At 68.4% G+C, this 19,721-nt stretch carries 20 protein-coding genes; 17 read left to right on the top strand and 3 right to left on the bottom strand.

The features are described 5' to 3' along the window. Positions 1 to 2 precede the first annotated feature (2 nt). Positions 3 to 971, bottom strand: a complete 969-nt coding sequence (locus AC3WLC_RS04195; RefSeq protein ID WP_493682678.1) for a thiamine pyrophosphate-dependent dehydrogenase E1 component subunit alpha — start codon at positions 969 to 971, stop codon at positions 3 to 5. Between the two features lie 268 nt (positions 972 to 1,239). Here AC3WLC_RS04195 and AC3WLC_RS04190 point away from each other — a divergent pair, with 268 nt between their 5' ends. The 5 genes from AC3WLC_RS04190 to AC3WLC_RS04170 are packed head-to-tail and all read left to right on the top strand — an operon-like array spanning position 1,240 to position 5,032. Further along, the gene (locus AC3WLC_RS04190) at positions 1,240 to 1,563 is read left to right on the top strand and encodes an NIPSNAP family protein (RefSeq protein WP_346358822.1); all 324 of its coding nucleotides are present in this window, start codon (positions 1,240 to 1,242) and stop codon (positions 1,561 to 1,563) included. Between the two features lie 47 nt (positions 1,564 to 1,610). Beyond that, a complete protein-coding gene (locus AC3WLC_RS04185) occupies positions 1,611 to 2,492 on the top strand; it encodes a hypothetical protein (protein ID WP_493682677.1) in 882 nt (293 codons plus the stop codon). Further along, positions 2,489 to 3,319, top strand: coding sequence for an alpha/beta fold hydrolase (locus AC3WLC_RS04180; protein ID WP_493682676.1), 831 nt, complete (start codon positions 2,489 to 2,491; stop codon positions 3,317 to 3,319). Before AC3WLC_RS04185 ends, AC3WLC_RS04180 begins: the two co-directional genes overlap by 4 nt. After that, on the top strand, positions 3,316 to 4,257 hold the full coding sequence (locus AC3WLC_RS04175; RefSeq protein ID WP_493682675.1) for a 3-hydroxyacyl-CoA dehydrogenase family protein: 942 nt from the start codon (positions 3,316 to 3,318) through the stop codon (positions 4,255 to 4,257). Before AC3WLC_RS04180 ends, AC3WLC_RS04175 begins: the two co-directional genes overlap by 4 nt. 22 nt (positions 4,258 to 4,279) lie before the next feature. Then, positions 4,280 to 5,032 carry an SDR family oxidoreductase gene (locus AC3WLC_RS04170; RefSeq protein WP_493682674.1) on the top strand — a complete coding sequence of 251 codons (753 nt, stop codon included), beginning with the start codon at positions 4,280 to 4,282 and terminating at the stop codon, positions 5,030 to 5,032. Positions 5,033 to 5,037: 5 nt separating this feature from the next. Here AC3WLC_RS04170 and AC3WLC_RS04165 read toward each other — a convergent pair whose 3' ends face one another. Continuing rightward, the gene (locus AC3WLC_RS04165) at positions 5,038 to 5,817 is read right to left on the bottom strand and encodes a pyrroline-5-carboxylate reductase family protein (protein ID WP_493682673.1); all 780 of its coding nucleotides are present in this window, start codon (positions 5,815 to 5,817) and stop codon (positions 5,038 to 5,040) included. A 132-nt stretch (positions 5,818 to 5,949) separates the two neighbouring features. Between AC3WLC_RS04165 and AC3WLC_RS04160 the strand changes: the two genes are divergently transcribed. The 11 genes from AC3WLC_RS04160 (at position 5,950) to AC3WLC_RS04110 (ending at position 17,898) form a co-directional block, all read left to right on the top strand. Next, entirely contained in the window at positions 5,950 to 6,714 is a 765-nt protein-coding gene (locus AC3WLC_RS04160; protein ID WP_493682672.1) for a GntR family transcriptional regulator, read from the top strand. 252 nt (positions 6,715 to 6,966) lie between these two features. Next, positions 6,967 to 7,806, top strand: coding sequence for a VOC family protein (locus tag AC3WLC_RS04155; RefSeq protein ID WP_493682671.1), 840 nt, complete (start codon positions 6,967 to 6,969; stop codon positions 7,804 to 7,806). A gap of 49 nt (positions 7,807 to 7,855) precedes the next feature. Continuing rightward, positions 7,856 to 9,460 carry an ABC transporter substrate-binding protein gene (locus AC3WLC_RS04150; protein ID WP_493682670.1) on the top strand — a complete coding sequence of 535 codons (1,605 nt, stop codon included), beginning with the start codon at positions 7,856 to 7,858 and terminating at the stop codon, positions 9,458 to 9,460. Positions 9,461 to 9,586: 126 nt separating this feature from the next. Continuing rightward, a complete protein-coding gene (locus tag AC3WLC_RS04145) occupies positions 9,587 to 10,564 on the top strand; it encodes an ABC transporter permease (protein WP_493682669.1) in 978 nt (325 codons plus the stop codon). Positions 10,565 to 10,567: 3 nt separating this feature from the next. After that, complete coding sequence (locus tag AC3WLC_RS04140; protein WP_493682668.1) at positions 10,568 to 11,398, top strand: ABC transporter permease; 831 nt, start codon at positions 10,568 to 10,570, stop codon at positions 11,396 to 11,398. Next, entirely contained in the window at positions 11,395 to 13,008 is a 1,614-nt protein-coding gene (locus AC3WLC_RS04135) for an ABC transporter ATP-binding protein (protein ID WP_493682667.1), read from the top strand. Before AC3WLC_RS04140 ends, AC3WLC_RS04135 begins: the two co-directional genes overlap by 4 nt. A 13-nt stretch (positions 13,009 to 13,021) precedes the next feature. Continuing rightward, complete coding sequence (locus AC3WLC_RS04130) at positions 13,022 to 13,534, top strand: cupin domain-containing protein (RefSeq protein WP_493682666.1); 513 nt, start codon at positions 13,022 to 13,024, stop codon at positions 13,532 to 13,534. Positions 13,535 to 13,546: 12 nt separating this feature from the next. Then, positions 13,547 to 14,341, top strand: coding sequence for an aspartate dehydrogenase (locus AC3WLC_RS04125; protein WP_493682665.1), 795 nt, complete (start codon positions 13,547 to 13,549; stop codon positions 14,339 to 14,341). A gap of 12 nt (positions 14,342 to 14,353) precedes the next feature. Then, positions 14,354 to 16,144, top strand: coding sequence for a cobalamin-dependent protein (locus tag AC3WLC_RS04120; RefSeq protein ID WP_493682664.1), 1,791 nt, complete (start codon positions 14,354 to 14,356; stop codon positions 16,142 to 16,144). An 81-nt stretch (positions 16,145 to 16,225) separates the two neighbouring features. Beyond that, positions 16,226 to 16,627, top strand: a complete 402-nt coding sequence (copM, locus tag AC3WLC_RS04115) for a CopM family metallochaperone (protein WP_493682663.1) — start codon at positions 16,226 to 16,228, stop codon at positions 16,625 to 16,627. 176 nt (positions 16,628 to 16,803) lie between these two features. Next, positions 16,804 to 17,898 carry a lysylphosphatidylglycerol synthase transmembrane domain-containing protein gene (locus tag AC3WLC_RS04110; protein WP_493682662.1) on the top strand — a complete coding sequence of 365 codons (1,095 nt, stop codon included), beginning with the start codon at positions 16,804 to 16,806 and terminating at the stop codon, positions 17,896 to 17,898. Positions 17,899 to 18,087: 189 nt separating this feature from the next. Here AC3WLC_RS04110 and AC3WLC_RS04105 read toward each other — a convergent pair whose 3' ends face one another. Beyond that, complete coding sequence (locus AC3WLC_RS04105) at positions 18,088 to 18,975, bottom strand: DMT family transporter (protein ID WP_493682661.1); 888 nt, start codon at positions 18,973 to 18,975, stop codon at positions 18,088 to 18,090. A gap of 140 nt (positions 18,976 to 19,115) precedes the next feature. Here AC3WLC_RS04105 and AC3WLC_RS04100 point away from each other — a divergent pair, with 140 nt between their 5' ends. Further along, a complete protein-coding gene (locus AC3WLC_RS04100) occupies positions 19,116 to 19,670 on the top strand; it encodes a helix-turn-helix domain-containing protein (protein WP_493682660.1) in 555 nt (184 codons plus the stop codon). Positions 19,671 to 19,721: the final 51 nt, after the last annotated feature.

Below are 19,721 nucleotides of genomic sequence, written 5' to 3'. Positions count from 1 at the left end.
GGTCAGGCTCCCGCTACGGTATAGGGCGCGCTCGGCGCATGCTCGGCGAAGGCCGGCAGCGGGTCGTTCAATGCCTGCTCGACCGCGGCATCGACCTCCGCACGCGCCGCCGCCATGACCGCGTCGAGCCGCTCGGCCGGAACGGCGTCGGCCAGCATGGCGCGGGCGAGCATAATCGGGTCGCGCTCGCGCCAGAGAGAGAGGTCCTCATCCGTCTGGTAGCCGCCGACATCGCTCGTCGAGAAGCCGACCATGCGATAGGTCTTGGCCTCGATCAGCGAGGGCCCCTCGCCGCGCCTTGCCCGCTCGACCGCGGCGCCGACGGCACGGTGGACGGCGATGATATCGTTGCCGTCCACGATCTCGCTCGGCATGCCGTAGCCGGCGGCACGGACCGAGAGGTTGGGCACCGAGGACTGCGTCGAATGATGCGCGGTCAGCCCGTACTGGTTGTGCTCGAGCACGAAGACGACGGGCAGCTTCCAGAGCGACGCGATGTTCATCGATTCATGGCAGATGCCGGTCTGGGCCGCACCGTCGCCGAAGATGCACATGGCGATGCGCTGGCCGCCATCGGCCCGGTTCTTCATCTGCAGCGAGACGGCAAAGCCCGTCGCCGCGGGAATGCCGCCGCCGACGATGGCGTTGCCGCCGAGCAGTCCCTTCTTCACATCGGCGATCAGCATATGCCCGGCCCGGCCGGCGCAGGCGCCGGTGGCGCGGCCGAGGATCTCGGAGACGATCGGGTGCAGGCCTACGCCCTTGCCGACATAATGCGCATGGCCGCGATGGGTACTGGTCAGGAGGTCCTCGTCGTCCAGCACCGCGGTCGCGCCGATGCCAACCGCTTCCTGGCCGTCGCAGCGATGGATCGGGCCGCGCGTCTTGCCGGCCTTGTGCAGCTCGCCGAGCCGCTCCTCGAGATGGCGCACCGCCACCATGCGACGCAGCATCTCAAGTTGCTCGTCCACCGTCGGTGAATTCCTCATCGCCGCCGCTGTCTCCCTCTGCCCGGCGCCTCCCTCGCCGGCCTTGGGCAGGCAGATGGAGGCGCTCACAGCTTTCGCTGCGAGGGACCCTAGCGCAGTCCGTGGCGTGACGCTATAAGTGTCTACACAAGATAATGCAGTCTTGCAGCGAAGCGACAGGACCGGCCGCACGACGGCGAACGCACGCTCCGGTCACGGAGTGTCACCGGAGGGACGGCCGGCTTTCCGCCGGAACCAGAGGAGAAGGACAATGATCTTCGACCACCGCGTCTACACGGCCCGGCCGAACCGCCTGAACGACTTCCTGAAGCTCTACGAGGATGTCGGCCTGCCGATGCAGCGTCAGTATCTCGGCGAGCCCTTCGGCTTCTTCCAGACCCATATCGGCGAGCTCAGCCGCGTCGTGCATCTCTGGCAGTATGACAGCCTCGCCGACCGCGAGGCACGCCGCGACGCGATGGAGGCCGATCCGGCCTGGCAGGCCTATCGCAAACAGGTCGTCGAGGCCGACCCGCTGCTCGACATGCGCAACCAGATCCTCAAGCCCGTCTCCTTCTTCAAGCCCAAGCCCTGAGACGGAAAGGCCTGAACCGAGACGATCCCGCGCCGGACATCCAGCCCATGAAACTCGACCTGATCGTCGGCGGCGAGCGCTGGCGGATCGCCTGCGACATTGCGCGGGCGCCCCGGACGCTGGCCACGCTCGCCGCGACCTTGCCCACCGCGCTCCAGCTACACACGCCGAAGATCGCCGGCCAGCACATCTACTGGCATGTGCCCTTCGTCGAGGATGCGGAGGGCGGCGTCGACGTCATGGAGGCGCAGCCCGGCGCCTTCCTGTACTGGCCGGCGCGGCAGTTCCTCGAACTGATCTTCGCGCCGCTCCAGGCCGAGACGGCAGAGGTCACCCTGCTCGGCCAGATCGAAGGCGGGCTGCCGAAGCTCCAGGCGCTTGGCCTGCGCCTGCGCGAGCAGCACGGGCGCAAGCTCTTCGCCGGCAATCTTGTGCCGGTCGAAGGCGTGCAGGCGCCGGAAGCGCGACCATCACAGGTTCCGGCCGAGCTCCTCGCCCTCCGGCACAAGCTCTGGAACGCCTCGCCCACCGATATCGAGGCCCTGCTGGCCTCGCGTGCGACCATGCACCCGGCCGGCCCGCTCTTCCTGGCGGAATCGGAGGCGCGCATCCTGCACGAATTGCTCTGGTGGGTGCGCGGCGGCCTCGCGACGGAAGAGGCGCGCATCTCCCGGCGTATCGCGGCAGTGGCCTGCAACAAGGCCGCGACGCGGCTGCGCGATTTCTGTCATCTCGGCGAGGGCGCAGCGACGATCTTCGCGCTGGAGGCCGCGTTCGGGCGCGACGACATCCCGCTCGCCGCGCTGGTCGACGAGGCCATCCTCTGCGCCGGCCGGCTGGCGGCCTGGCTCGACCTGCGCATTCCGTGGTCGGCGGTCAACACCGCCACCCGCTGCGCCCTCGACGAGGCCCAAGGGACGCTCCCATGAAGACCGGGCTCGCTCCCCTCGCCGATGGCGGAAGCCTCGCCTACACGCTTCGCGGCGACGGCCCGCCGCTCGTGCTGATCTCGGGCCTGGGCGGCCTCGCTTCGTTCTGGAACGCCTTCGCCGAGGTCTGTGCGCCCTATTTCCAGGTCGTCACCTACGACCATCGCGGTGTCGGCGGCTCTTCGGCTCTCGCGGGCCCGACCAGCATCGACGCGATGCGCGAGGACCTCACCGACCTGCTCGACCATCTCGGCATAGCCGCCGCCGCCAGTCTCGGCCATTCCACCGGTGGCGCCATCGCGCAAAACCTGGCGCTCGCGCAGCCGGAGCGCGTCACGCGGCTGGTGCTGTCGGCGACCTTCGCCCGCCCCTGCGCCTATATGCGCCGCCTTTTCGCCGGGCGGATCGAACTGCTCGACCGGCTCGGCATCGACGCCTATCGCCGCCATGCGGTGACGCTCCTCAACGCGCCCTACTGGCTCGACGCCAACGACGCGATCGTCGAGGTCGAACTGGCGGCCGCAGCGACCCGCCCGAAGCCGACGGACGCCGCGGTGGTGCGCGAGCGCATGCTCGCCGTGCTCGCCCACGATGTGCAAGGCCGGCTGGCGCAGATCGCCTGCCCGGTGCGGATCGTGGTTGCGGCCGACGACATCGTCACCCCCGCCTATCTCTCGCAGCGCCTCGCCGAGGGAATCCCGCAGGCGGACCTCGAAGTGCTGCCACGCGGCGGCCACTACGCCATGCGGGCCGAACCCGAACTCTATCGCGAAGCGGTGCTGGACTTTTTGCGCGGCGGGCCTTCCGCCGCCGGGACGAGGACATGATCATGGATGTGAACGCGATGCGCGGGCCGATCGGCGTGGTCGGGCTCGGCACCATCGGCCAGCGCTGGGCGGCGACCTTCGCCCATCACGGCTACGAGGTCTCCTGCTACGATCCCGATCCGGCGCGCTGGCAGGCCTTCCAGGCGCTGCATCCGGCGCTGATCGACGATCTCGAACGGCTGGCGCCCGCCCGCACCGCGCGCGGCCCGGTCCGCTTTTCGGCCGATCTCGGCAAGGCGCTCGCCGGCGTCGCCTTCGTCCAGGAGGCGGGGCCCGAACAGCTCGACCTGAAGCAGGAGCTGCTCGCGGCGATCGAACGAAACGTCGGCGACGACGTCATCATCGCCTCCTCCTCCTCGGCGTTGCTGGTCTCGGACATGCAGGCGAATTGCGCCCGGCCGCAACGCATCGTGCTCGCCCACCCCTTCAACCCGGTGCATCTGATGCCGCTGGTCGAGATCGTCGGCGGCCGCGATACTGCGCCCGAGGTGATCGAGCAGACCCGTGCCTTCTACGAGGCGCTCGGCAAGAAGCCGGCGGTGCTGCGCAAGGAGGTCACCGGGCATCTGGCGCTGCGCCTGATGGGCGCGATGTGGCGCGAGGCGATCGCGCTGGTCGAGAGCGGCGTCGCCAGCGCCGAGGATGTCGACCGCGCCTTCTGCTACGGCCCCGGCCCGAAATGGACGCTGCAGGGCTCGTTCATCTCGAACCATCTCAACGCCGAGGGCATCGAGGCCTTCCTGATCAAATACGGCAAGACCTACCAGGACATCTGGGACGATCTCGGCGATGCCAGGCTGGAGCCGGCGACGATCGCTCGCGTCTCGCAGGAGGTTCGCGAGGCCATTGGTGATCGCAGCGATGCCGAACTACGCGACCAGCGCGATGCCGGCCTGGTCGATCTGCTGCGCGTGATGACGCAGCGCGCCGCCCTCTGACGACAGCAACGGGAGCATAGCCATGTCCGCGCCCCTTCCCTATCGCACCGCCCTCGTCACCGGCGCCTCGCGCGGCATCGGCGCGGCGATCTGCGCCCGCCTGACCGGGCTCGGCCTCAGCGTCTACGGCGTCGCCCGCAGTCGCGAGGCGCTCGCCGGCGTCGTCGGCGAATACGGCGTCGTCCCCGTGGTCGCCGATGTGCGGGATACAGACGCGATCGTCGCCGGGCTCGCCGGCGCCGAGATCGACGTGCTCGTCAACAATGCCGGCATGGTCGCGACGGTGAAGCCGCTCTACGAGCAGAGCGCGGAGGAGATTGCCGAGACGATCGCAGTCAACCTGACCGCGCCGATGCTGCTGATGCGGGCGCTACTGTCAGGCATGGTCGCGCGCCGGCGCGGCCATGTCGTCAACATCACCACCACCGCAGCGCGCGGCGTGCTCGCCGGAACTTCCGCCTATGGCGGCGCCAAGGCGGGCCTTGCCCATGCCTGCCGCTCGCTGCGCTACGATCTCGCCGGCAGCAATGTCCGCATCACCGATCTCGCCCCGGGCCGGGTCGAGACCGAGATTTATCTGCGCGCCTTCGGCGGCGATCGCGATCGTCTCAACGAGACCATGTACGGCCATGTCCGCGCGCTGCAGCCGCAGGACATCGCCGAGACGATCGCCGCGGTGCTCGCTCTGCCGCAGCATGTCGACGTCACCGAGATCGAGATCTCGCCGACCGACCAGGCGGTCGGCGGCCACGTCTTCAAATCGGTGGAGGGCTGAGCCGTTCAGGTGCGGCGGGTGCTCACCGGCGCGCCTGTCAGCTTCTCCAGCACGGCATCGCTGGCGGCAATCCAGCTCGCCTCGACGTCGCCGGCTTCGAGCACCCTGAGGCCGCATTCGGTGATGCCGCCTGGCGTCGCCAGGCTCGTGAGCAGCGCTTCGACCGGCTCCGGCCGCTCGGCGATCATCCGGCCGGCGGCGACGAAGGTCTCGGCCGCCAGCTGCCGCGCCGTCTCGGGCGCCAGGCCATGGGCGAGCGACCAGTCGCGCCCAAGCCCGATCAGCACCTGCGCCCAGCCGTAGATCGCAGCGCTGACCGTCGCGGTCTCGAACCCGGCTTCGTCGGCGAGCGGGATGACCGCGCCGAGCCGCGCCAGCAGCGGCCGCAGCGCCAGCAGGTCCGGATAAACGGTGGTCGGGCTCGCGCCGATCGAGGCGGCGGTCAGCGGCATGATCCGCACCACCTCAGCCGGTGCGGCCGCAGCGCGCAGATCCGCCAGGGGCACGCCGGCGCAGGCCGAGACCAGGGTCTGCCCCGGCCGCCAGCCCAGCCCCATCACCGCGGCGACGGCATCGCCCGGCCGCGTCGCCAGCAACACGATGTCTGCCTCCGCGACAAGCGCGCCATTGTCGCCGGCGAGCGCGATACCGTGGCGCTCCGCCAACTCCGGACCATGCCCGCGTGGCGACAGGATCATCTCGCCCGCCGCCAATCCGCTGCGCAGGAGGCCGGTGATCATCTCTGCCGCGAGATGGCCAACGCCGAGGAAGCCAATTCGTGTCATGTTGCATCCATGAGTGCGCACACTGCTTGCAGCAATGGCGATCGGTGGTTGATTTTTGCGTGCGAGGCGCTTTCAAGCATGGAGCGTCGAGAGGCCGGGCGCGACCGCAGACCGGCCGGACAGAGAGGCTGAATGCCGAAGACCGCCAGGGCCACGACCGCGGAAAAGGCCGACAGGACCGCGCCGCGCCGCGCCGCCGACAGCGCCGAGCGCGCCTACAAGGCGATCCGGCAGCAGCTGGTCGAGTTCAAGATGCGCCCGGCCGAGCGAATCAACGAGGTCCATCTCGCCGAGATGCTCGACCTCTCGCGCACCCCGGTGCGTGAGGCGCTGAACCGGCTCGCCTCTGAAGGCTTCCTGGTGTTCACGCCCAATCGCGGCTTCTGCTTTCGCGGGCTCGACATCGACGACCTGCTCGACCTGTTCGAGATGCGCTCGATCATCGAGACCGGCGCCTTCGCGCTGGCCTGCGAACGCGCCGACGAAACCGGCATCGCCAAGCTCCAGGCGTTCTGGGCCGATGCGCATCCGCGCTACGACAGGCGCGACCCGGACGAGATCCTCGAACTGGACGAAGCCTTCCATGTCCATCTCGCCGAGCTCGCCAACAATCCCGAGATCGTCCACCAGCTGACCGGCATGAACGCGCGCATCCGTTTCGTGCGCCGGGCCCAGATCGAGAACGCGCCGCAGCACTGGAGCTTGGTCGACGACCATGCCCGCATCCTCCAGGCCCTGGTCGACCGTGACCGCGAGCGCGGCGTCGACATCCTGCGCCGGCATATCTCGCTGACCTTCGCCGAGGCCCGCGCCGCTCTCAAGGAAGCGCTCCTGAAGAGCTACCTGCCGGACGAGGATACACCGCCACGCCGCCGGGGACGCACCGCGCGGAAATAGCGCGAGACGTGCGACGCAGCCGCACGCCGTCGCGCGGCTATAGTTTGACATTGAATTCCAAGCGCTTTTTGCCGGCCCGCTCACCTCTCGGGCCAACGCAGCGCGTGCCACGACCGGCGCTTTCCTCAGCAAGAATCTGCGATTTGGGCAGGGGCTGCGCACGGTATGTCCAAAAGTGCCTGTACAACTGCATGCACTTATGACACGGTTCATGCCATCGGGGAAATCCCGCTGTGAATGGAACCTCTAGGGATGCGCGACCACGTCCTCGGGCTCGACCACATCGTCATCGCCGTGAGCGAGCTGTCGGCGTCGGCGCAGCGCTGGCAGGCGCTGGGCTTCACGGTCTCGCCGCGCGGCCTGCACAGCGACTATCTCGGCACCGGCAACCACACGATCATGTTCGAGGACGACTATGTCGAACTCCTCGGCGTGCTCGTCGCCACCGAGTTCAACGCCCCGACACGCAGCTTCCTGGTCGAAGGCGCCGGACTCGAGCGTCTCGCCATGCGCACCGACGACGCTGCTGCCGGCCTCGCCGGCCTGAAGCGCGACGGCTTCGATGGCAGCACCGGCCCCTTCGAATTCCGCCGCCCCGTCGAGCTCGATGGCGGGCAGATGGGCGAGGCGGGCTTCCGCATCTTCCAATGGCCGCTGGAGCCGGCGCCCGGAAATGTTCGCCTGTTCGCCTGCGAGCATCTCACCCGCGACACCGTCTGGCTGCCGAGCCTGACCACGCATCGCAACGGCGCCCGGGCGCTGAAGCGGATCGAGATCGTCGCCGCCGACCCGCGCGCCGAAGCGGAACTCTGCGGCAAGCTCCTCGACCTGCCGGTCAGCGCGACTGCCGGCGCCCATACCGTGGCCATGCGCCCGCGCGGCGCCGATCTCGTCTTCGTCGACAAGACGAGCTTCGCAGCACGCTGGGGCCGCGGGGCGGGCGACGCGCTGCCGCGCTGCGGCATCGTCCTGGCGATCGCGGACATCAAGGCGGCGGCGCCCTTTGCCGAATGGACCGACCCGAACGCCCTGCTCTGCGCAAGCGTCGACGGCGCGCTGATCGGCTGGGAGGCATCCGCCAGGCGGGAATGACCACTCGCCAACAAGAATTCACAAGCAAATCACGACAATGGAGGGGACCATGACCACGACACACCCGACACGGCGCCATCTGCTCGCCAGCGCCGGCGCGCTCGCAATGGCGGCCGCACTGCCGGCCACCAGCTTCGCCCAGGAGCCGCGCCGCGGCGGCACTATCACCGTGCACATGCCGCAGGAGCAGCGCATCCTGAACCCGGCTTTGCGGGCCTCGACCGGCGTCTACGTCATCGCCTCCAAGATCATGGAGCCCCTCGTCGACCTCAACGAGAAGGGCGAGCTCGAGCCGATGCTGGCGACGAGCTGGGAGGGCTCGGCCGACGGCAAGACCATCACGATCAAGCTACGCGAGGGCGTGAAGTGGCATGACGGCAAGCCCTTCACCTCGGCCGACGTGCAGTACACGGCGATGGAGCTGTGGAAGAAGCACCTGAACTACGGCACCGCGCTGCATTCAGCGCTGGAGGCGGTCGATACGCCGGACGCCCACACCGCGATCTTCCGCTACAGCCGCCCGATGCCCATGGACCTGTTCATGGGTGCGGCGCCGGACCTCGGCTACATCGCGCCGAAACACGTCTACGAGGGCACCAACATCCTCGACAACCCGGCCAATGTCGCCCCGATCGGGACCGGCCCGTTCAAATTCGCCCAGTATGAGCGCGGGCAATACGTCATCGCCGAGCGCAATCCGGACTACTGGCGCAAGGGCTTCCCCTATCTCGACAAGATCGTCTGGCGCTTCATCACCGACAAGGCCGCCGCGACCGCCGCGATCGAGGCCGGCCAGGTCCATATGAGCAACTACTCCTCGCTGCCGCTCGCCGATATCGACCGGCTCGGCAAGGATGCCCGCTTCGAGGTCTCCTCGCGCGGCAATGAGCGCCAGCCCTTCCAGAACACCATCGAGTTCAACTTGCGCCGCAAGGAACTCGCGGATGTGCGCGTGCGCCGCGCCATCATCCACGCGGTCGACACCGACTTCTTCATTGAGAACTTCCTGTACGGCAACGGCAAGCGCGCCCATGGGCCGATCCCGTCGGTCTCGACCAATTTCTACAAGGCCGGTGCGCCGGACTATGCCTTCGACGTCAAGAAGGCGAACGCGCTGCTCGACGAGGCCGGCTTCAAGCGCGGCGCCGGCGGGGTGCGCTTCTCGCTGAAGATGCTGAGCCCGCCCTTCGGCGAGGACATCCCGCTCTGGTCGACCTTCATCCAGCAGTCGCTGCAGCAGGTCGGCATCAAGGTCGAGCTCCAGCGTCCGGACGCTGCGACCTATCTGACCGCGGTCTATCGCGACTGGGATTACGACCTCTCGACCGGCTGGCACATCTACCGCGCCGATCCGGCGATCAGCACCATGGTCTGGTACCGCTCGGGCAGCCCGAAGGGCACCGCCTTCACCAACCAGTGGGGCTGGGTCGACCCGAAGGCCGACAAGATGATGGACGACGCCGCCTTCGAGATCGATCCGGCCAAGCGCAAGGCCGCCTATCCGGAGCTCGTCAACTTGCTCAACACCGAGGTGCCGCTCTGGATGGCGACGGAACGCCAGTTCATCTCGGTCACCAGCAAGAAGCTGAAGAACCACCACAACAATCCGCGCTGGCCGTCGAGCCACTGGGCGGATCTGTGGTTCGAGCCCTGATCCAAGCCGGAGCGGCTGCCCTTGTGGCGGCCGCTCCCCGCCTGACCACCGCCTTAGACTAAGGACCGCTTGGTGGTTTCGGATGCCGGCCATCCGGACACGCCCGGCGCTTGAAGACCACGGCTCATGCACATTCTGAAACTGGCCGGACGACGGCTGATGAGCAGCATCCCGACGCTGCTCATCCTGCTCGCCGGATTGTTCATCCTCCTGCAATTCGCTCCCGGCGACACCGTCGATGCGCTGATGGCGCAGATGGGCGGCGGCGACCCGGCGCAGGCGGCCGAGCTTCGCCGCTTCTACGGGCTCGAAGGCAGCGCGGCCGTGCGCCTGCTCGACTATCTCTGGCGGCTGGTCCGGCTCGATCTCGGCTTCTCCGCCATCTACAACAAGCCGGTCGCGACCGTGATCCTGGAGCGGCTGCCGGCGACACTGATGCTGATGCTCTCGGCGCTGAGCTTCGCCTTCTTCGCCGGCATGCTGCTCGGCATCGTCTCGGCGCAGCGCGTCAACGGCTGGGCCGACACGCTGATCTCGCTGCTCGGCCTCCTGTTCTACGCGACGCCGTCCTTCTGGCTCGGCCTGATGAGCATCGTGGTGTTCTCGATCTGGCTGGCCTGGCTGCCGCCGGGCGGGCTCTACGAGATCGGCTCGGGCGCGACCGGCATCTGGCTGGTGCTCGACATCGCCCGCCATCTGATCCAGCCGACGATCACCCTCGCTTTGATCTTCCTCGCCATCTACCTGCGCATCATGCGCGCCTCGATGCTGGAGGTCTCGACGCTCGACTTCGTCCGCACCGCCCGCGCCAAGGGGCTGACCCGCGGCGAGATCGTCCGCAAGCACGTGCTACGCAACGCGCTCCTCCCGATGGTGACGCTGATCGGCCTGCAGGCCGGCACCATGCTCGGCGGCTCGGTGGTGATCGAGAGCGTGTTCTCGCTGCCCGGCATCGGCCGCCTTGCCTATGAATCGGTGGTCCAGCGCGACCTCAACACCCTGCTCGGCATCGTCTTCGTCTCCGCCGTCATGGTCATCTGCGTGAACTTCATCGTCGACCTGATCTATGCGCGGCTCGACCCCCGCATCGGCGCGGGAGCCTGAGCCATGAAGGCGCTCAAGCATTTCCTGATGAGCCCGGCCGCCATGCTCGGCCTCGTCCTGCTCGTCGTCATCGTCGGCCTCGCCCTCTTCGCCGACGTGCTCTATCCGCGCGATCCGCTCGGCCTCGCCGGCCGGCCGCTGCAATGGCCCAACCCCGCCGGCCGCTTCCTGCTCGGCACCGACGCATCCGGGCGCGACATCGCCGCCCAGATCGCCCATGGCGCCCGCACCACCCTTTTGATGGGCATCGTCTCGACCCTGATCGCGATCGCGATCGGCATCGTCATCGGCGCGATCGCCGGCTTCTATGGCGGGCTGACCGACGACGTGTTGATGCGTCTGACCGAGGCCTTCCAGACCCTGCCGAACTTCATCCTGCTGCTGGTGCTGGTCGTAGTCGTCGGCTCGAACATGACCGCGGTGACGATCGCGATCGGCGTCGTCTCCTGGCCGGCGGTGGCGCGACTGACGCGGGCCGAGTTCCTGACCCTGCGTAATCGCGAATTCGTCCAGGCCTGCCGCACCCTCGGCCTGACCAATCGCTGGATCATATTCCGCGAGGTCCTGCCCAACGCGCTCGCCCCGATCATCGTCTATGGCAGCGTCGTGATGGCGACGGCGATCCTGCTGGAGAGCGCGCTTGCCTTCCTCGATCTCTCCGACCCGAACATCGCCTCCTGGGGCAACCTGATCGGCCAGGGCCGCAAAGTGCTGCGCAGCGAATGGTATGTCTCCGCCATCCCCGGCGTCGCCATCCTGCTGACGATCCTCTCCGTCTCGCTGGTCGGCCAGGGCCTGAACGACGCGCTCAATCCGAGGCTGCGCAACCGATGAGCGCTCCCACGATGACCCCGCTCGTCCGCATAGAGGACCTCTCCATCGCCCTGCCCAAGGGCGCCGACCGACCCTTCGCCGTGGAGAAGCTGTCGCTGACCCTGAACGCCGGCGAGATCGTCTGCGTCGTCGGCGAGAGCGGCTCCGGCAAGTCGATGACCGCCTCGGCGTTGATGGGGCTGCTGCCGCCCTCGCTGCCGGTCCGCAGCGGCAGGATCATGCTCGGCGAGCGCGACATCGTCCGCCTGTCCGAGGACGAGCTGCGCGCCATCCGCGGCCCTGAGATCGGCATGATCTTCCAGGAGCCGATGACGGCGCTGAATCCGCTGCGCACCGCCGGCGACCAGATCGCCGAGATGTTCCGCGCCCATACCGATCTGCCGAGGGCTGAGATCGAGGCGCGGGCGCTGAAGCTGCTCGACGAGGTCGGCATTCCCGAGCCGGCTTCGGCCTATCGCGCCTATCCGCATGAGCTTTCCGGCGGCCAGCGCCAGCGCGTGATGATCGCGATGGCGCTCGCCCTCGAACCGAAGATCCTGATCGCCGACGAGCCGACAACCGCGCTCGACGTCACCATCCAGGCGCAGATCCTCGAGCTGATCCGCGATATCCAGCGCCGCACCGGCATGGCGGTGCTGTTCATCACCCATGATTTCGGCGTCGTCGCCGAGATCGCCGACCGGGTCATGGTGATGCAGCACGGCAAGGTCGTCGAAAGCGGCAGCGCGCAAGCCGTGCTGCACGATCCGCAGCACCCCTACACCAAGGCGCTGATCGCGGCGGTGCCGAGCCTGACGCCGCCGCCGCCGCGCACTCTGCCCGATCAGGCCATCGCGACCGTGCGCGAGCTCTCGAAGACCTATCGCACCGGCGGCGGCTGGTTCGGCCGCAAGCAGCGCGTCACCTATGCGGTGAAGTCGGCGACGATATCCCTGCCGAGCCAGGCGACGCTCGGCATCGTCGGCGAGAGCGGCTCGGGCAAGTCGACGCTGGCGCGCTGCATCGTGCGCCTGCTCGACCCCGACAGCGGCGCGATCGAGCTCGGCGGCGTCGATTTCGGCGGCCTTGAGGGCGAGGCGCTGCGGCGCCAGCGTCATCTCGTCCAGATGGTCTTCCAGGACCCTTACGCCTCGCTCAACCCGCGCCGCAGCGTCGGCGATCTCGTCACCCAGGGCCTGATCGCCCGCGGCACGAAGCGTGCCGACGCGATGGCGCGCGCCAAGGAACTCTTCGCGCTCGTCGGCCTCGACCCGGCCGCGACCGACCGCCTGCCGCACGAATTCTCCGGCGGCCAGCGCCAGCGCATCGGCCTTGCCAGGGCTCTGGCGCTCGAACCCAAGGTGCTCGTCGCCGACGAGGCCGTCTCGGCGCTCGACGTCTCCGTCCAGGCGCAGGTGCTCAAGCTCCTGGTCGAGCTGCGCGACAAGCTTTCGCTCTCGATGATCTTCATCACCCATGACCTGCGCGTCGCGGCGCAGATCTGCGACCGGATCGCGATCATGCAGCGCGGCGAGGTCGTCGAGCACGGCATCACCGCCGACATCTTCGCCGCGCCGAAGCACCCCTACACCCAGAAGCTGCTTTCCGCCGTGCCGGGACGAGCGAACTGACGGAGCCTCACCCATGAGCGAGATCCACGAACCCGGCGAGACCTTCGTCGTCCAACCCGGCAACGCGACGAGCTACTGGCAGCCCGTGCCGGCCAACGGCCATATCGAGGTCGCGCTCGACCCGTCCAAGGTCAGGATGGACAACCCGCTCGCCTTCGGCACCCAAACCGTACCGCCCGGCGGCCATGTCCGCGAGCACAGCCATGACCGCCATGAGGAGGTCATCTACTTCCTCAAGGGCAAGGGCCGCGCCGTGCTCGACGGCAAGGACGTGCCGGCCGTGCCGGGCACCGCGATCTTCATCGGCAAGAGCCGCCGCCACATGTTCATCAACGACGGCACCGAGGATCTGCACTGGGTCTGGCTGATCGTGCCGAACGGCCTCGAAGACTTCTTCCGCCTGATCGGCCGCCCGCGTATGGCAGGCGAGCCGGCCCCGGAGAATTTCCCGCGACCGGAGAACGTGCTTGAGATCGAGCGTCAGACGGTCTTCGCGGCCCAGCCGAAGGACCAGCGTCAACCTTGAGGGAATTCGGTGATGGCGAGTGAACGACGGATCGGCCTGATCGGCTTCGGCACGATCGCCAGGGACATCCATGCCCGGCTCGGGAACGAGGGCTTTTCCTTCGCCTGCCTGCTGCGGCCGGACTCGCCGAGCCGCGCCAGCGTTCCGGAAGGCATTGCCCTCGTCGCCAGCATCGATGAACTCCTCGCCTGGGGCCCTGCCTTGGTCGTCGAAGTCGCCGGACAGGCTGCGGTCGCCCAGACCCTTCCCTCGGTTCTCGCCGCCGGCATCCCGGTACTGCCGGCCTCGACCGGGGCGCTCGCCGACGACGACCTCCTCGCCCGCCTCACCGAAGCCGCCGAGCAAGGCGGAACGCGGCTGATCGTGCCCTCCGGTGCGGTCGGCGGCCTCGATTATCTCGCCGCATTGCGCGAGACGGATGACGCCCGTGTCCGCTACATCTCGCGCAAGCCGCCGGCGGCCTGGGGCCCCGAACTCGCCTCCCTTGGCCTCACAGAGAAGGCCGCGCAGGCCGAGATCGCGCTCTATGAAGGCACGGCGCGCGAAGCGGCCAGGCTTTATCCGAAAAACCTCAATGTCGGGCTGACCATTGCGCTGGCGGTCGGGCACGAGCGCCTGTCCGTCCGCATCGTCTCCGACCCGAAGGCCGCCGGAAACACCCATGAGATCGAGACGGAGAGCGCGCTCGGCACCGCCCGGCTGAGCTTCGTCAACCTGCCTTCGCCCGCCAACCCCAAGACCTCGGCCCTGACCGCCGCCAGCCTCACCGCCGCAATCCGCCGGCAATTCGATCGCATCGCGGTCTAGGAGAGGACATCGATGACCGCGCCCGCGCTGCCCAGGCTCGCCGATCTCGTCCCGCCGAATTTGCGGCCGGGCGCCGAGCTCTTGGCCGAGGGCGCCGCCATGGCGCGCGACTGGCAGGTCGGCCGCAACCTCTTCCTCGGTACGGCCGGCGTCGCCTGCGAGGCCGACTACAAGCGGCGCATGGCGCGCGAAGGGCGCATCATGCAGCACGCCCATATCGGCTTCCGCAGCGTCGAGCGCACGCTGGAGGCGATCCGGACCGTGTACGGGAACTGCGCCAGGCTCGGCGTCGGCGTCGACCGCTTCGGCATCACGCTCGACTGGTCGATGGGCTATCCGCTTGCCGAACGCGACAAGCGCCCGCGCGGCACCGGCATCGTGCTCTCGGGGCCCGAGGACTTCTCCCGCATCACCGGCGCCGTTCCGGCCGCGGCGCATTTCGGCGACTTCATGCTCGGCCTGCCCGGCGCGGTCGAGAACACCCGCGCGGCGCTGGCGGCCGGCGTCACCACCGTCGGCAATCTCGGCCAGTATTTCACCTTCCGCCTGCCGGACTGGGACGACGACGTCGCCACGACTGAAGCGACCGTGACGGCGCTCGGACTGATCGCGGCCCAGCCGGTCGAGGTGCTCGTCCATTCCAATCTCGACGACGGCTTCGCCGGCCTGTTCTCCGACATGAGCTCGGCGCTCGGCATGGTGCTGATCGAGAAATACATCGTCGAGGAATTGATCGGCGCCCGCGCCTCGCATTGCTACGGGCACCATTTCACCGCGCCGCTGGTGCGGCTCGCCTTCCATCGCGCGCTGATGCAGGTGACCGACACCCCCGGCAGCATGATCTTCGGCAACACGGTCTCTTACAAATCGACGCCGGCCGGCAACTTCGCCAGCCTCGCCAGCTATCTCCAGGCCGATATCTGGTCGCTGCGCCGTCAGCACAGCGGCCACGCGATCAACCCCGTGCCGGTCACCGAGAACGAGCGCATTCCCGACACCGACGAGATCATCGACGCGCAGATCTTCGCCGGACGGCTGGTCGAGCACGCTTCCGGCAGCCTCGACCTGATCGATCTCGCACCCGTCGATGCGATGGCGGAGAGCCTCGTCGCGGGCGCACACAAATTCCGCTGCCGGGTCCTCGCCGGCCTCGCCGATCTCGGCATCGACATCGCCGACGCCGCCGCGATCATGTTGGCCCTGCGCCGCATCGGCCCACGAAGACTGGAAGCGGCCTACGGTTCCGGCGCGCCCGATCGCGCCGCCTGGGGCGGGCGCCGTGCTTTGGTCGAGGCCGAATGGGTCGAAGAACTCCGACACGAGACGGAAGGCTGGCTCGGCAAGGTCGCCGCGCCGGTGCGCGCCGGCATCGGACAGGCCGGCCTCAAGGTCTGCATCGCCAGCAGCGACGTCCACGAACACGGCAAGAGCCTGATCGAGCACCTGCTGACGCGGCTCGACGCCGAGCCGGTCGATGGCGGCACCTCGGCCGATCCCGACGATCTCGTCGCCATCGCCCTGGCCAATGGCTGCGACGTCATCGCGATCAGCACCTATAACGGCATCGCCCTGCGCTTCGCGACCGAGGTGCTGGCGGCACTGGAGCGCGCCGGCGCGAAGCTACCGGTCTGCATCGGCGGCCGCCTCAACCAGATCCCGGAGGATTCGAACTCCGGCCTGCCGGTCGACGTCACCGACGATCTCGCCAGGCTCGGCGTCATCCCTTGCCCGACGCCGGAAGGTCTGGTCGCCGAGCTGGACATGCTCGCGCGGGTGCGCTCGGCGCAGGCCGGGGCTGCCTGAGGCGAGCTACGCCGCGCTGATGACATGATCGGCGCTGAGGGTCCTGCCATGCCCGAACCGGCTTCCCGAAAGGACATCAGCATGACGACCACCCGCAGCCTCCTGGCGGGCGCCGCCCTTTTCGCCACGCTCGGTCTCGCCGGCCTCGCCCTGGCACAAGGCCATCAGGGCCATCAGGGCCATCAGGGCCATGGCAGCCATGGTGCGGCGACGCCTGCCGCCGCAGATACAGCCGCGACGAAAGCCTACAAGGCCGCCAACGACACGATGCACAAGGAGATGGGCATCGCCTTCAGCGGCGACGCTGATGTCGATTTCGCCCGCGGCATGATCCCGCATCACCAGGGCGCGGTCGATATGGCCAAGGTCGTGCTCGCTCATGGCAAGGACCCCGAACTGCGCAAGCTCGCCGAGGGCGTGATCACCGAGCAGGAGAAGGAGATCGCCTTCCTGCGCGACTGGCTGAAGAAGCAGGGCAAGTAATCTTCGCCACACCGCCCCGGATTCGCTCCGATCCGGGGCGGGCTTGACGCCTGCCGCTTGCCCTGCAGGGCCGGCTTTGGCAGAGAGACGGCGCGACTTGCGTCCACGCGCCCTGCATGCACAAGCCGTGATTCGTAGATGGGCTCTGCTCTCGCCTCCGGCTGCTCGCGGGTTCGATGAAAAAATACCTCGACTATCTCTGGCCGCTGATCGGCCTCGTCGCCGTCGTCTGGTCGGTCGACCTGCTCTGGGACAAGCTCAAGACCGAGGCCCTGACCAATGAGCGAGTTGCGGCTCAGCTCGAACAGGCCGGACTCTGGGACGCGTTCAAGATCGTCGCCACCGGCATCGGCCAGAAGATCGCGGTGATCCCGCCCGCCGCCTTCTTCCATGCCGGGCTCGCGACGCTCGTCGCCTATGCGGCGCTGGCCTGGTACGACCGGATCGCGCTTTTGCACCTGCATCGCGAGAAAGGCATCTCCTGGGCCTATATCTCGCTCTGTTCCTTCGTCACCTACGCGCTCTCGCACAATATCGGCGCCTCGGTCTTCTCCGGCGGCATGGTCCGATACCGCGCCTATCACGCTAAGGGCCTGAGCGCGGCCGAGATCGCGATCCTGGTCGCGCTCTGCTCCTTCACCTTCGCCTTCGGCACCATCCTGCTGATGGGGCTGGTGCTGGTCGGCGAGCCGCAGATCCTGCGCCCGCTGCACCGGCTCTCGACCTGGTTCGGCATCGGCGACAAGCAGGCGCGCCTGATCGGCTTCGGCTTGCTCGCCTTCTGCGTGCTCTACACGATCGGCTCCTGGCTGCGCTTCAAGCCGCTCAGGATCGGCTCGTTCGAGCTGGTCTATCCGCGCCTGCCGATCGTCGCCCGGCAATATCTCGCCGCGCCGCTGGAGCTGATGGGCGCCGCCGGCATCATCTATTTCGCCCTGCCGGAACAGGGCAATCCCGGCTTCTTCATCGTGCTCGGCGCCTTCCTGATCTCGTTCTCGGCCGGTTTGCTCAGCCAGGTGCCGGGCGGGGTCGGCGTGATGGAGGCCGTGTTCCTGGCTGTGATGCCGGGCGTGCCGGCCCCGGCCGTGCTCGCGGCACTGCTGGTCTGGCGGATGTTCTACCTGATCATTCCATTGGTGATCTCGCTGCCGATCGTGCTCGCCTTCGAGCGCGACCAGTTGCGCAAGGCGCTGGCACACGAGACACAGGTGAAGGCGCAGCAGGAAGCCGCGGCCAAGGCGGCCGCCCTGCACATCGACAAGCCGGAATAAGGCTCTAGCGCAGGTTCGTTTGCCGACGGAACCATGCCGACTTTCCGGGGCAGGTCGAAGGCCTGAGCCCGGAACCCAGAACCGATATCGTCTCCAAAGAAGCCGATCAGCCGCAGCGCATCGCGACAACCGGTGTCGGTTCTGGATTCCGGGCTCTTCGCTGCGCGAAGCCCCGGAAAGACGGCGCTCTCAGCGCTTCAGCGCGATCGCCGCGGCGCCGAACATCAGCAGGCTGCCGATCGCCTCGGTCGGCCCGAACGGTTCGCCGAGCGCGAAGACGCCGGCTCCGACCGCAACCGCCGGGCTGATGAAGGCATAGAGCCCGGCCCGGAAGGCGCCCCAGTCGCGCACGAGCCTGAGATAGATGGTGAAGCCGATCAGCGAGCCGCCGATCACCAGCACCGCCACCGCCGGCAGCACCGGCCACGAGACCAGCGCGGCGAAATGTGCCGGAGTGACGGTCTCCAACAATGCCGACATCAGGCAGAGCCCGAAGCCGCCGATCAGCGTCTGCCAGCCGGCCAGCGTCAGTGTCGGGATGCGGCCCATCACCGGCCGCGACCAGACCGCGCCGAAGCAGTAGAGCAGCGTGCCGGCCGCGACCGCCGCCAGCCCCCAGAGCTCGAGCGGCCCGCCCTTGGCCGCGGCGAGCCCGCCCAGCGCCCGCGTCGAGAACAGGAAGCCGAGGCCGACCGCTCCCAGCCCGATCGCCGCGAGCTTGCGCCCGCCGATCGCATGCCCCTCGATCAGCCGGCTGGCGATGATGGTGAAGATTGGGATGGTCGCGAAATTGACGATCGCCGCGAGCCCGGTCGGCGCCTGCGCCGTGCCCCAGAACAGCAGGGTGTAGTTGCCGGTATTCAGCAGCAGCGCCGTCATGATGACGCGCGGCCAGGCCTGCGCCGGCACCTTCAGCACGTCCCGGCCGGCCCAGGCCAGCATCAGCGACCCGGCGATGATGAAGCGCGACGCCGCAAGGAAAACCGGCGGCACATGCTGGGCGCCGACCTTGATCGGCAGCCAGGTCAGGCCCCAGACGAGGCACATCAGCGCGAAGAGGGCGGCATTGCGGGACATGGGGCAGCGCTTAGCGAGGGTGGCGGGAACAACCAATGCCGGCCGGGCATGCAGCCATGGCGTCGATGGAGGTGCATCCGCCCCGCCCACTGGCCAACGCCTGTGCCGCGCTCTATTATAAGAGAATCAAGGGTATGATGATGGACGATCTCGCGTCAAGATTGGCTGAGCGGCTGCGGGGCGAGCGCGAGGCGCGCGGCTGGAGCCTGAATGATCTCGCCGAGCGCTCCGGCGTCTCGCGCGCCATGATCAGCCGGATCGAGCGCGGCGAGGCGAGCCCGACCGCGGTGCTGCTCGGCCGGCTCTCCGGCGCCTTCGGCCTGACCCTGTCGAATCTGCTGGCGCGGATCGAGAATGCCGGCGAGCGCGTCCGCCGCGCCAAGGACCAGCCGCTCTGGCGCGATCCTGAGACCGGTTTCGTCCGCCGCGCCATCTCGCCGGCCGGCAATGGCGATCTCGAACTGGTCGCCGGCGAATTGCCGCCCGGCGCAGCGATCGCCTACCCCGCCAGCTCCTACGCCTTCATCCGCCAGCAGATCTGGATGCAGTCGGGCGTGCTCGACTTCGACGAGGGAGGCGTCGTCACGCGGCTCCAGGCCGGCGACTGCATGGAGCTCGGCCCGCCCAGCGATTGCCGCTTCAGCAATCCCGGCACCGAACCGGCGCGCTATCTCGTGGTGGTGAGCAGGCGCTGACGCCGGAACCGACGGCGGCATCAGACCGTCATTGCGAGGAGCGCCAGCGAC

It is taken from the genome of Allobosea sp. GW821-FHT03A12, from assembly GCF_058986765.1.
The sequence above is the reverse complement of the archived record's forward strand: the minus strand, read 5'-3'. Positions and strand labels throughout refer to the sequence as shown.